Origin of the sequence: Brenneria uluponensis (assembly GCF_032395385.1) — a bacterium.
GTDB classification, from domain to species: Bacteria; Pseudomonadota; Gammaproteobacteria; order Enterobacterales; family Enterobacteriaceae; genus Prodigiosinella; species Prodigiosinella aquatilis.
In genome coordinates this window covers 850,517-862,817 of sequence record NZ_CP135917.1, presented here as the reverse complement: position 1 = coordinate 862,817, position 12,301 = coordinate 850,517, and the positions used below count along the sequence as shown (strand labels likewise).

Sequence of the window (12,301 nt, the reverse complement as noted above, 5' to 3'; positions counted from 1 at the left end):
TTCAGCTTTTCTCTTTGTTCAGATAATTGGCCAACCAGGTGATCAGTAGCACCACCAGAAAATAGGAGATCACCAACGCGCTGGTAAAGTGCGCGTTATCGTCACGCTTATTGTAGAGATAGACCTGCAACGTCTCATAGTTGGTTCCCACCAGCATATTGGCGAGAACAAACTCTCCGATCAGAAATGAGAAAGACAGCAGCACGGCAATCACCACGCCTTTACGCAGATTGGGCAATACCACCAACAGCGCCGCCTGCCAGGTACTGGCACCGAGTAAATGCGCGGCATCCAGTAACTCTTGTAGGTTAATCGCCTGCATATTATTGGCAATGGTCCGGTAGATAAACGGCAGGGCAATAGTGAAATAACAACCGATAAGGATCCATGGCGTACCGGTGATTGCCAACGGTTCGGTGGCGTACAGTTGCAATAACCCGACAGAGGAAACCACCGGGGGCACGGCAAATGGCAACAGAATTAACACATTCATCAAAGCATTCAACTGCGGAAAGGCATAAGCAATGACGAACATCGTTGGCAGCACCAACACCAGCGAAAACAGCAGCGAACCGAAGCAAATCAGTAATGAATGACCGAGTGCCGCCAGAAAACGCGGATCACTCCACAGCGCAATGAACCATTTCAGGGTCAGGCCCTGCGGCAAAATACTCGCCCCCCACTCGGTCGCCAATGCATAACTCAACGTTGCCAGCAGCGGTAACATCAGTATTAACAGTAGCAGCCACACCATCAGCTGGTGATAACGTTTTTCAGAACAGAACATGGTTGCCTCCGGAAAAACCATTACTTGGCGACATGGGTATAACTCCGTCGCAGCAGCCATTGGTGAATCACAGTAATAAGGGTCATCAGTGCCACCAGTAATATGGAAAGTGCACTGCCCATATTAGGATCGAGTGAGATGTCGCCGGATACCAGCGCGGCAATACGGATCGGCACCACGTTAAAGTTGCCGCTGGTCAGCGCATAAATGGTGGCATAGGCGCCTAAGGCGTTAGCAAACAGAATCACAAAAGTACCAAGTAAGGCCGGCGTCAGCACCGGTATACCGATATGCAGCCAGTAACGCCCTCTGCTGGCCCCTAACAGCGCTGCGGATTCCTGCCACTCGCTTTTCAGGCCATCAAACGCCGGATACAACAGCAATACACCAAGCGGGATCTGAAAGTAGGTGTAAATCATAATCAGGCCACTGCGCGAATAAAGGTTGAACCCACCCAGCAAACCATATTGTTTCAACAACAGTGACAGAAAACCGTTCAGCCCCAGCATAATCACAAAGGCAAACGCCAGCGGAACACCGGAAAAGTTACTGGTCATATTGGCAAATGACATTACAAACCGGTGCAATCTACCAGCACCGAGCTGGCGCAACGAGTAACCGCCAATCAGCGCGATGATCAGACCATAGACACTCGACCAAAAGGAAATTTCGAGCGAAAAACGGATCGCCTGTAGATAAAACGGCGACGTTAAAATATCAACGTAATTTGCCAGCCCCCAGGCTTCATTCACGTCGCTGTAAAAACTGTTAATAGTGATCCATACCAGCGGCGCTATCTGAAAGGCGGCAAATACGACAAAAAAAGGCAACAGGATCAACCCACTCAGCCAGCTTTTTTTCACACCATCACCCTCTCCGTACTGATGCTGAGAAGCTCCCGGCACCAGGGTTTGTCATGCGGCACACCCAGCAGTTGGCACACTACGCCGCATAATTCAGTCTGTTGTGGCGCGGCATCGGCTCGCAACGAAAATCCACTGCCGAACACATACAACGGCACTTCACACTCCTGTGGCAACCTACCACCATGGCTGTGATCGTCATTCATACCATGATCCGACGTCACCAGTACCTGATACCCTTCCGCCAACCAACGTGGCATCCAGTGCGATAGATAACCATCGGCCATTCGTGCCTTGTTACGGTACTGCGGCGATGACAACCCATGCCGATGACCGGCATCGTCAATATTCATCGGATGGATCAGCAGAAAATCCGGCTGATAACGGCGCAGTAGACTTTCTGCATCCTCAAACAGATGCGAATCTGGATAGCTGTCGTCATGGTAAAAGTGGCCGTACTGTATCGGCAGCGATAGATCTTCTGTATGACGGTCGCGCACAGCGTCAAACGGCGCGCGATTATACAGTTCGCTGACCCAATGATAGGCCGCCGCCGCCGTGGTTAATCCGGCATCCCGGGCATAATGGAAAATACTGCGCCCGTGGGTTAACCGGGAAATCCCGTTGTGTACAATGCCGCTCTCGACGGGCGTCCTGCCCGTCATGATGCATTCATACAACGGACGGGACAGCGACGGTAGCTCACATTCAAGCTGATACAACTGACCGCGCCCCGCCGCACACTCGGCCTGCATATACCCCATGGCGTCGCGTGCCACTTGAAAAGCCAGTCCGTCCAGCACCACCAGAATCGTTCTCATCCACTTGCTCCGTTTTACGACTTACTACGCTATTTACGGACTTACTGTTTCATATTGATGATGACATTTTCCTGCCACTGACGCGGCAACGCTTTGACGCTCTTCTCCCATGCGGCAGCATTCATCACTGGATGTACATTCTTGTATTCCGCATCCGGCAACAATTTGGCTTTCACATCTTCAGGCAACGTTATGTACTTGGCACGAATCGGGCGAGCATAACCACGGGCCAGATTGATTTGACCAGCATCAGAGAAGATATATTCACGGGTCAGTTTGGCGGCATTCGGGTGTTTGGCATATTTGTTGATAATCGTGGTATAACCGGAAATAACCGAACCATCAGACGGGATCAGCACTTCAAAACGGCTTTTATCAATCTTGTCGCGGTAGTTCAGCGCATTAAAGTCCCATATCACGCCAACCTGCACTTCCCCTTTTTCGATATTGGCAAGCCCCGGATTGGCTAAACCCAGACGTCCTTCTTTGGCCAGTTTGGCAAAGAAAGCCAGTGCTGGCTTGAGGTTGGATTCATTACCACCCAGCGCATAATTGGCCGCCAGAACGCCGTTCGCCGCTTGGGAAGCTGCCCCTACATCACCAATGTTGACCGTGTATTTGCCTTTCAACAGATCGGCCCAGCTGTGTGGAATATTCTTCACCTGCTGTTTGTCGATGATGAAAGCGATAGAACCGGTGTAGGCCACGGCCCAGTTTCCGTCTTTATCCTTGGCCCAGGCCGGTATCTGACTCCAGGTGCTGGGTTTATACGGTTGAGTGATGCCCTTCTGTACCGCTATCGGCCCAAACGCTACGCCAACGTCGCCGATGTCTGCACTGGCATTGTTTTTCTCCGCGATAAACTTGGCGATCTCTTCTGCGGAAGACATATCGGTATCACTGTGTTTCAACCCGTATTTGGTCGATAAATCATTCCAAGTCTCTTTCCAATTGGCCCAGCTGTCCGGCATACCGACGCTGTTAACCTGTCCTTCCGCTCGGGCCGCTTTTTCCAGCGCAGACAAATTATCCGCCGCCATGGCAGAATACGAGGAAAGCAACGCCGTACTGATTAGTACGGAAGACAATAATTTTCTCATCATGATGCTCCAGATAATGGGAGGGTTGACGTACTCTGGTCTAGTCCAGCAATAACCACGCCAATTCACCACAATAGTGTGAAAATTACATGACAGTTGTGCGACGGTTATATTTCATCACGATGAACATTAAAGATTCGGTAGATTTGATTTCCCGATAATCCCTGCTATGGTGCAGGTCGCACTACGTTAAGGCTTTACCGCGATGAAAATGCAATCCACTGCTGTCACTCAGATTTGTGATGCTCTGACTGAACGTATTCGCCAGGGAGAATTTACTACGGCCCGACTGCCCTCGGAACGTACATTGAGTGAACAATTTTCCACCACGCGAATTACATTGCGTGAGGCGCTGACCATGATGGAATCACAGGGCATCGTCTACCGTGAACTCCGGCGTGGCTGGTTTCTCTCACCACCACGCCTGAGCTATAACCCGCTGCACAAAAGTCATTTCCATGAGATGGCGGAAAAACAAGGGCGGGTCGCAGAAACGGAAGTGCTGGATGCCAATCTTGTCGCCGCCAGCGCGTCAATCAGCCAGCATCTGGAGATACAGGAAGGGACGGAAATCTACCGCATCAGACGATTGCGGCGTATCAACGGACGTGCCGTGTTATACGTGGAACACTACCTCAATCCGGCCTATTTCCCCGATTTACTACAAGCCGATCTGACACAATCCCTAACCAATTATTACTGGTCTCACTACGGCATTCGCTATGGTCGGGTACGTTTTATCATGCTCCCCACACCACTACCCACCATCGCCGCGCCGATACTGAAAATGGCCCCCGGCAGCCCGTCCTTGTTTATTACCCGTATCAACCGCGATCAATACGACAGAATCATTGATTGTGACTGCGAATACTGGCGCTACGATGCGTTGTATATTGATGTTGAAGCCGAACGAGATAATCAGGAATAATCCCGACGACCAACCGTATGGCGCGTGATGCCAAAATCAGCCCGATAAAACGCGGTAAACCAGACCGAGCAGCTATCGGTCACAGTATTGATATATCAATCCCAAAAATCATCAAATCACGTTATATTACGTCCCTTATTTCTCTCTCTCCGGCAGTGAGTCAGCATCGTTTATGAGTAAGCCATCAACCACATCAGCGCCCCAGCAGACCTCGGAATCCACCGTTGTGTCGCCGTCATTTTGGCGAGGCTGCTTCAGCGTCGCGCCGATGCTGGATTGGTGAGATCTTGGCTGCAGCCCTTATTTGGCAAGGGTTGAGCTTGTCATGGGGCAGATATGGGGCAGGTGTCTTAAATTTTTGTCGTTTTTGTCTGTTTTTTGTTCTGTTTTTATCTATTCACTGCAGCTTAAAGTTTGAATTCAGGTTCTGGGGTTGAACTGTTGAAAAGCTGTGTATGTAACTCCGTCAGCATTTTTTTCAAAGTGCCCAGCATAAAGGACTTAAATTTGTCCTGTCCCAAAGTCCGGTCATACACATTGGTTGGTAGAAAACGTTTCATCTCATTATGAAATGCTGCACTTGCCACAATTTTATCCAGCGAAGCAATCCGGCTTTCCAGCAGTTGTTGGTAGTCAGGAATTTTGTAGTCAGCCAGTTTCAAACGGATGAGCTCAGGCTTAAGCTTGGCGTTCTGCTGCTGCAGCCAGACCAAATCCCATAAATCACGATGCCGAATGTAACGTTGAGTCGCAGGCAGTGAAATCAGCTTATCCGCCATCACTTCGTCCAGTGTTTCGGTAAACACCAGAGTGTCTTCGTAACCATCAGGTAAAAAGTCATAGTTGTTCCGAAGGGGCAAAGCTTCTCTGGTGTAAGCGGGCACATTCGCCACTTCAAGCTTAATTTTTTGCCTCGGCATATCCTTCTGGCCGGGAGCGGTGGTGATATTAATTCGCCATTTATCAATCCGAAGTTCGGCGTACTCTTTTTCTTCTTTCAGCGATGCAGGCTCTTTCACCGTGACTTCCAGGCCATAACGCTTGCCAATGTAGTCTTCGATACAGGTTTTCATCTCTGCCAGCCTGGCAGAAGAAAAATCGACACCACCGGCAAAATCCAGATCTTCGCTGAAGCGGTTGCCGCCATGACAAAGCCGTAACGAGGTTCCGCCTTGAAACACCAACTCATTCAGCAAACCTGCCTGGTCAAGGCAATACAAAATATCGTAGTGCAGTAACTCTTTTTCAATCACGGGTCGCATGGCGGCAACTTCAGCCTGCTGCATTGCCTTTGCCACCAGTGCATTAAAATCAGCCGGGTCAATCTTCATTCAGCATTTCCTTTTGGACCAGATGAGTATTCCGGCCAACCCGTTTTTGGTCGCGCCAGGCCGCTTGCTTTGTGGCCATCCGCAGTGGCCGGTTGATGGAGATGAAACTCTGAATAATTTCACTGACCGGCCGCTTGGTATGCGTGAATTCAATGGTGCCATAGTGAGTTTTGTATTCACCTTTGCGCCCTGTGGTCATCACGGTCAGCCTGTCCATCGGGATTTGCGAAATCACGCCATAACTGGAGAGCGCAGATTCCAAGCTCACGTAATTGTATTCACCACGCCGTAGGGTTTTAGCAATCAGTTCCAGAGTGTCTGGACCTTTTTTATGATGTGACAAAGCGAAGAGGTAGACGCCACGGGCAGCCCTTTCCAGAATGTTCTGTCGTACCAAACGCTCAAGCCCGGCATGCAAGGTTCGTTTGCTATCTTCAGAAAAGATTTTCTCCAGATCGCGCTGGCTAAATACATAGCGCCCTTGCTGGTCTAGCTCACTTAAACGCTGGATTGCTGTGGTCTGTTGCATAGTTTCTATCTGTGCGTGAAATACACTTACTCATAGTATAAGTGTCCACTTGTAGATGTTCAACCTATTAAGTAGACAGTTATTACATGTATTAAGTGGTTTATTGATAACTTAAAAGCCCGCGAAATTCGCGGACTGCTTTGTAGGCTTGCTTAGCTTAGTTGATGCAATGTTTTTATCTGAGCGTCTTACCGAGCGGACACAGCCTCCTTGGCGGGGTCAGTCCCGAGGCTTTTGAACGGGCCTCATCGTGAGGACAGGATCTGTCTACTGATGTGGGGGCAGTCCACGAGATGATCAGGGATAACCCCGACGATCAACCGTATGGTGCATGATGCCGAAATCAGCCCGATAAAACGCGGTAAACCAGACAGAGCAGCTATCGGTCACTGTATTGATATATCAATCCCAAAAATCATTAAATCACGTTATATTACGTCCCTTATTTCTCTCTCTCCGGCAGTGAGTCAGCATCGTTTATGAGTAAGCCATCAACCGCATCAGCGCCCCAGCAGACCTCGGAATCCACCGTTGTGTCGCCGTCATTCTGGCGCGGCCGCTTCAGCGTCGCACCGATGCTGGATTGGACAGATCGCCACTGCCGCTATTTTCACCGCCTATTGAGCCACCAAGCGCTGTTATATACCGAGATGGTAACCACCGGCGCCATTATCTACGGCAAAGGCGACTATCTGACTTACAGCGAAGAAGAACATCCACTGGCTCTGCAACTCGGGGGGAGCGATCCGGCCGCACTGGCGCAATGTGCCGCGTTGGCGGAACAGCGCGGCTACGATGAGATCAACCTGAACGTCGGTTGCCCGTCTGATAGAGTACAGAACGGCCGTTTTGGCGCCTGCCTGATGGCGGAAGCAGCGTTGGTAGCGGATGGTGTGCAGGCAATGCGCGAGCAGGTCAACATTCCTGTCACCGTCAAAACCCGTATCGGTATTGACGATCAGGATAGCTACGCTTTCCTGTGTGATTTTATTCATACAGTGGCAGAACGCGGTGGTTGCAATTCGTTTATCGTACATGCCCGCAAAGCCTGGCTTTCCGGTCTCAGCCCGAAAGAAAACCGGGAAATACCACCGCTGGACTACTCCCGAGTTTATCAACTGAAGCGGGATTTTCCAGCGCTGACCATCGCGATTAACGGCGGTATCAAAACGCTGGAAGAGGCCAAAATCCATCTGCAACATGTGGATGGCGTGATGATCGGACGCGAGGCATATCAAAATCCAGGTATGCTGGCACAGGTTGATCAGCAGCTGTTTGGTCTCGATCACACGCCGAGTCCCTTTGCCGTGGTCGAAACCATGTATCCCTATATCGAACGAGAGCTGACACAGGGAACCAGTCTGGGTCATATCACCCGACATATGCTGGGGTTGTTTCAGGGGATACCCGGTGCTCGTCGCTGGCGTCGTTATTTGAGTGAACAGGTCCATAAACCGGGTGCTGGCGTCGCCGTAGTTGAAAAAGCACTGTCACTGGTAGAGCATAACCAGGTGTAAAATACTAATAGTTAGCGTATTAGACCACATCATCAAACCTGAAATGTTTTCTAACACCGCTAAATCAAGAGGTTATCTACGCTATATTCTTGGCACAGATCTTGTTATTCCTATATAGCGGCCACTGAGATAATTGATGGTCAATCAAATCCAGAATCGTTACCACAGGAGCAGGCCATGTTTGATATTTTCTTCGTTATTGGTTTCTTTATTATGCTGATGGTGACGGGTGTGTCGCTATTGGGTGTCATCGCCGCGCTGGTGGTTGCTACGTTTTTTATGCTACTGGGCGGACTGTTTATTATGGCAATCAAACTGCTTCCCTGGCTGTTATTGGCTGTACTGGTAGTGTGGATATGGCGTTATTATCAAAAGAAACCGACACGCTATTACCGCTGACAACAGCGTAAATCAGAGTAAAAACGGCGTGTTAAGCGCTGATGTACACTATTTTCATGCAAAATTGTGCGCCAACAGATATTTTTCGTTTATCACTGTTGTTAGGATGTGCAGCACATCAGCTGCTGGTGAGTGTTGCGTTGCGGTTATATGCGCACTAATACCGATTTCATCGGTGTCAGGAAATCAATAATAGTCACTCAGTGACATCGTCCATGACACCATTCCGCTGTATCCTACAATACGGTTCGATGGAATTACCGCTGTAGAAAAACGCCTCCTTTTATGGAGGCGCTTTTATTTCTGATAATCCGGTTATAGCGCTGGAATCAACAAACTGGAACCCGAGGTTTGACTGCCTTCCAGCGCCCGGTGAGCCGCTTGTGCATCCTCCAGCGCAAACTTTTGCTTATCTGCCACATCAACCTTAATCGCGCCACTGGCCACCATGGAAAACAATTCACTACTGGCCTGCGCCAGTTCGGTACGGTTAGTGATATAGCTAAACAACGAAGGTCGGGTGACATACAACGACCCTTTCTGGTTCAGAATCCCCAGATTAACGCCGGTTACCGGCCCGGAAGTATTGCCAAAACTCACCATCAGACCACGGCGCTTCAGACAATCCAGTGATGTTTCCCAGGTGTCTTTTCCCACCGAGTCATAAACCACACTGACTTTCTGTTCATCTGTCAGTTCCAGCACCCGATGAACAATATCTTCCGTACGGTAATTGATGGTGGCCCAGGCGCCAGCCTGCTGCGCCAACGCGGCTTTCTGTTCAGAACTCACCGTACCAATCAACTTCGCGCCAAGGGCTTTCGCCCACTGACAAGCTATCAGGCCGACACCGCCTGCGGCAGCATGGAACAGAAACAGCTCACCGGATTTGATTTCATAAGTCTGGCGCAACAGATAATAAACTGTCAGCCCTTTGAGGAAAGAGGCCGCAGCCTGCTCAAAGCTGATGGCATCTGGCAGAATGGCGATCTTATCTTCCGGTACATTATGTATTTCACTATAAGCACCGAGCATAGACTGCGCATAGACAACCCGGTCACCAACCTTAACATTTCTGACATTGGCTCCCACTTTGATGACGACCCCTGCGGCTTCTGTCCCGAGTCCAGAAGGCAGCGACGGCGGTGAATACAGACCGGACCTGAAATAGGTATCAATAAAATTGATCCCGATAGCCCGGTTCTCCACCTGAACCTCATTCAGCGTAGGATCATGGGGAATGAAATCTACATATTCCAGCACCTCTGGCCCACCATGAGTACTGAATTGAATACGCTTGGTCATGTCTTCTCCTCGTTATATCTGCTTTCGCTTATTTACCATGACAGCCAGAACGTGCCATTCCTGCTTTTCGGATATACAATGCGCTTCTCTCTTAGGGTAAATCAACCAGTAAAGAATGCGCTCAATGGCAGAAAAAAGACCGACCAATAAATCGACAGGACCCCGCGATCGTCAGGTAGAAGGGTTAAAACTCCCCCCTCATTCGCTGGAAGCGGAGCAGTCGGTATTGGGGGGCTTGATGCTCGATAACGAGCGCTGGGACAACGTATCCGAACGCGTATCCACCAATGACTTTTTCAACCGGGCTCACCGCCTGATTTTCAGCGAAATGCAGCGTCTGCTGGAGATGAACAAGCCCATTGACCTGATTACCCTTTCCGAATCCCTGGAACAGAAAGGTGAACTGGAATCGGCAGGTAGTTTTGCTTATCTGGCTGAGCTGGCGAAAAACACGCCCAGCGCGGCGAATATCGGCGCATATGCCGATATCGTGCGTGAACGTGCAGTGGTGCGGGAGATGATCGCCGTGGCCAATGAAATTGCCGATGCCGGTTACGATCCACAAGGCCGCAGCAGTGAGGATTTACTGGATTTGGCCGAATCCCGCGTGTTTCAGATCGCTGAAAATCGGGCCAGTAAAGATGACGGACCAAAAAGTATTGATCGTATTCTGGAAAACACCGTCTCGCGTATCGAACAGTTATATCAACGCCCACATGATGGTGTTACCGGAGTATCCAGCGGCTATCAGGATCTGGATAAAAAAACCGCCGGTCTGCAAAAATCCGATCTGATCATCATTGCCGCCCGCCCTTCAATGGGGAAAACCACCTTTGCCATGAACCTGTGTGAAAATGCCGCCATGACGCAGGATAAACCCGTGCTGATCTTCAGTCTGGAAATGCCCGGCGAGCAGATCATGATGCGTATGCTGGCCTCGCTGTCCCGCGTCGATCAAACCCGCATCCGCACCGGTCAGTTGGATGATGAAGACTGGGCGCGAATTTCCAGCACCATGGGGTTGCTGCTGGAAAAACGCAATATGTACATTGATGATTCCTCCGGCCTGACGCCAACTGAAGTTCGCTCCCGCGCCCGTCGGGTATTCCGCGAACACGACGGCCTGAGTCTGATTATGATCGACTACCTGCAATTGATGCGGGTGCCAGCGCTGTCAGATAACCGCACACTGGAAATTGCAGAAATTTCCCGTTCACTCAAAGCGTTGGCAAAAGAATTGCAAGTCCCGGTAGTGGCGCTGTCACAGCTCAATCGCGGGCTGGAACAACGCGCCGATAAACGTCCGATAAACTCAGACCTGCGTGAATCCGGCTCCATCGAGCAAGACGCCGACCTGATTATGTTTATCTACCGTGACGAGGTTTATCATGAAAGCAGTGATATGAAAGGTATCGCCGAAATTATTTTAGGGAAACAGCGTAACGGCCCTATCGGTACTGTGCGCTTGACCTTTAACGGGCAGTGGTCGCGTTTCGATAATTACGCTGGCCCACAATATGATGACTAATTCGCTAAGGATGCAGAATGAAAACGGCAACCGCCGTCATTAATCGCCGCGCTTTGCAACACAACCTGCAATTAATTCGCCAGATGGCGCCACAAAGCCGTCTGATTGCCGTTGTAAAAGCCAATGCCTATGGGCACGGCGCACTGGAAGCCGCCCACATTCTCAACGACGCTGACGGTTATGGCGTCTCCCGTCTCAGTGAAGCACTGGTATTACGTGCCGGGGGAATCACTAAACCGATCCTACTGCTGGAAGGCTTTTTCTCCGCCGGCGATGTGCCGCTGCTGGCCGAGCACCAGTTGGAAACCGCTATCCACAGCGTGGAACAACTGGCAGCATTGGAACAAGCTTCGCTCTCGCGCCCATTAAAAGTATGGATGAAACTGGATACCGGCATGCATCGTCTCGGTGTGCTACCGGAACAGGCAGAAGCGTTCTACCAGCGGCTCGCCCATTGCCACAATGTGGTACAACCGGTGAATATCATGAGCCATTTTTGCCGGGCTGATGAACCAGAACTGGATACCACAGCGCGCCAACTCAGCTGTTTTGATGCATTCACCAAAGACAAACCGGGAGCACAATCCATTGCGGCGTCTGGCGGCATTTTGTTGTGGCCGCAAGCTCACCGTGATCAGGTCCGCCCTGGCATTATTCTGTATGGTGTTTCCCCTTTGGACACGGGTGATGCCAGCCGATGGAATTTGCAGCCCGCCATGACACTGACTTCACATCTTATTGCGGTACGCGACCACCAGGCAGGAGAACCTGTCGGTTACGGCAGTACCTGGAGTAGCCCACGCAATACAAAACTGGGTGTGGTGGCCATGGGCTATGGTGACGGCTATCCGCGTGGTGCTAAAAGTGGGACGCCGGTGTGGGTCAATGGTCGTGAGGTGCCGTTAGTAGGCCGGGTTTCGATGGACATGATTTCGGTCGACCTGGGACCGGAGGCGCAGGACAACGTTGGTGATGAGGTGATTCTGTGGGGGAAAAATCTACCGGTGGAAAAAGTTGCTGCCTTTAACGGCATCAGCGCCTATGAACTGATTACTCGCCTGACCTCCCGTATTCAACTGGAATACGTTGACGAATAAGCTGAAAAACAAAGCAGAAACCGCATAACACCATGAACACCATGAACACCATGAACACCATGCGGATTTCTGCCATATCGCGCCAGCTGTCCATGG

12 protein-coding genes are annotated in these 12,301 nt (G+C 50.5%); 5 read left to right on the top strand and 7 right to left on the bottom strand.

The window, feature by feature from the left end:
• Position 1: 1 nt before the first annotated feature.
• Genes RS889_RS03990 through RS889_RS03975 form a run of 4 tightly spaced genes read right to left on the bottom strand, consistent with a single transcriptional unit; the run spans position 2 to position 3,571 of the window.
• On the bottom strand, positions 2-787 hold the full coding sequence (locus RS889_RS03990; protein ID WP_315709408.1) for an ABC transporter permease: 786 nt from the start codon (positions 785-787) through the stop codon (positions 2-4).
• Positions 788-807: 20 nt separating this feature from the next.
• The gene (locus RS889_RS03985; RefSeq protein ID WP_021017647.1) at positions 808-1,650 is read right to left on the bottom strand and encodes an ABC transporter permease; all 843 of its coding nucleotides are present in this window, start codon (positions 1,648-1,650) and stop codon (positions 808-810) included.
• Positions 1,647-2,471: an alkaline phosphatase family protein gene (locus RS889_RS03980; protein ID WP_021017648.1), complete on the bottom strand. Its 825-nt coding sequence runs from the start codon at positions 2,469-2,471 to the stop codon at positions 1,647-1,649. The genes RS889_RS03985 and RS889_RS03980 overlap by 4 nt, the downstream gene beginning before the upstream one ends.
• Positions 2,472-2,512: 41 nt before the next feature.
• Entirely contained in the window at positions 2,513-3,571 is a 1,059-nt protein-coding gene (locus RS889_RS03975) for an ABC transporter substrate-binding protein (RefSeq protein WP_290183225.1), read from the bottom strand.
• 205 nt (positions 3,572-3,776) lie between these two features.
• On the opposite strand from RS889_RS03975, the gene RS889_RS03970 reads away from it, so the two are divergent.
• Positions 3,777-4,499, top strand: a complete 723-nt coding sequence (locus RS889_RS03970; protein WP_315709406.1) for a UTRA domain-containing protein — start codon at positions 3,777-3,779, stop codon at positions 4,497-4,499.
• Positions 4,500-4,906: 407 nt separating this feature from the next.
• On the opposite strand, the gene RS889_RS03965 is transcribed toward RS889_RS03970, so the two are convergent.
• Positions 4,907-5,830 (bottom strand): nucleotidyl transferase AbiEii/AbiGii toxin family protein, encoded by a 924-nt coding sequence (locus RS889_RS03965; RefSeq protein ID WP_315709405.1) that lies wholly within the window; start codon positions 5,828-5,830, stop codon positions 4,907-4,909.
• Positions 5,820-6,359: a type IV toxin-antitoxin system AbiEi family antitoxin gene (gene abiEi / locus RS889_RS03960; protein ID WP_021017652.1), complete on the bottom strand. Its 540-nt coding sequence runs from the start codon at positions 6,357-6,359 to the stop codon at positions 5,820-5,822. The genes RS889_RS03965 and abiEi overlap by 11 nt, the downstream gene beginning before the upstream one ends.
• Positions 6,360-6,934: 575 nt before the next feature.
• On the opposite strand from abiEi, the gene dusA reads away from it, so the two are divergent.
• Both dusA and pspG read left to right on the top strand, forming a co-directional pair.
• Entirely contained in the window at positions 6,935-7,876 is a 942-nt protein-coding gene (gene dusA, locus RS889_RS03955) for a tRNA dihydrouridine(20/20a) synthase DusA (RefSeq protein ID WP_425475132.1), read from the top strand.
• A 177-nt stretch (positions 7,877-8,053) separates the two neighbouring features.
• Positions 8,054-8,275: an envelope stress response protein PspG gene (gene pspG, locus RS889_RS03950; RefSeq protein WP_290180480.1), complete on the top strand. Its 222-nt coding sequence runs from the start codon at positions 8,054-8,056 to the stop codon at positions 8,273-8,275.
• A 315-nt stretch (positions 8,276-8,590) separates the two neighbouring features.
• Here pspG and RS889_RS03945 read toward each other — a convergent pair whose 3' ends face one another.
• Complete coding sequence (locus RS889_RS03945; protein WP_315709403.1) at positions 8,591-9,580, bottom strand: quinone oxidoreductase; 990 nt, start codon at positions 9,578-9,580, stop codon at positions 8,591-8,593.
• Positions 9,581-9,704: 124 nt separating this feature from the next.
• Between RS889_RS03945 and dnaB the strand changes: the two genes are divergently transcribed.
• Both dnaB and alr read left to right on the top strand, forming a co-directional pair.
• Positions 9,705-11,108, top strand: coding sequence for a replicative DNA helicase (dnaB, locus tag RS889_RS03940; RefSeq protein ID WP_021017659.1), 1,404 nt, complete (start codon positions 9,705-9,707; stop codon positions 11,106-11,108).
• Between the two features lie 17 nt (positions 11,109-11,125).
• Positions 11,126-12,205 (top strand): alanine racemase, encoded by a 1,080-nt coding sequence (gene alr / locus RS889_RS03935; protein WP_315709401.1) that lies wholly within the window; start codon positions 11,126-11,128, stop codon positions 12,203-12,205.
• Positions 12,206-12,301: the final 96 nt, after the last annotated feature.

Bases quoted from the DNA above. Each gene is read 5' to 3' on its own strand.
- alr (WP_315709401.1), top strand. From the start codon at position 11,126: ATGAAAACGGCAACCGCCGTCATTAATCGCCGCGCTTTGCAACACAAC.
- RS889_RS03975 (WP_290183225.1), bottom strand. From the start codon at position 3,571: ATGAGAAAATTATTGTCTTCCGTACTAATCAGTACGGCGTTGCTTTCC.
- RS889_RS03965 (WP_315709405.1), bottom strand. From the start codon at position 5,830: ATGAAGATTGACCCGGCTGATTTTAATGCACTGGTGGCAAAGGCAATG.
- RS889_RS03970 (WP_315709406.1), top strand. From the start codon at position 3,777: ATGAAAATGCAATCCACTGCTGTCACTCAGATTTGTGATGCTCTGACT.
- RS889_RS03980 (WP_021017648.1), bottom strand. From the start codon at position 2,471: ATGAGAACGATTCTGGTGGTGCTGGACGGACTGGCTTTTCAAGTGGCA.
- RS889_RS03945 (WP_315709403.1), bottom strand. From the start codon at position 9,580: ATGACCAAGCGTATTCAATTCAGTACTCATGGTGGGCCAGAGGTGCTG.
- dusA (WP_425475132.1), top strand. From the start codon at position 6,935: ATGCTGGATTGGACAGATCGCCACTGCCGCTATTTTCACCGCCTATTG.
- dnaB (WP_021017659.1), top strand. From the start codon at position 9,705: ATGGCAGAAAAAAGACCGACCAATAAATCGACAGGACCCCGCGATCGT.
- abiEi (WP_021017652.1), bottom strand. From the start codon at position 6,359: ATGCAACAGACCACAGCAATCCAGCGTTTAAGTGAGCTAGACCAGCAA.
- RS889_RS03990 (WP_315709408.1), bottom strand. From the start codon at position 787: ATGTTCTGTTCTGAAAAACGTTATCACCAGCTGATGGTGTGGCTGCTA.
- pspG (WP_290180480.1), top strand. From the start codon at position 8,054: ATGTTTGATATTTTCTTCGTTATTGGTTTCTTTATTATGCTGATGGTG.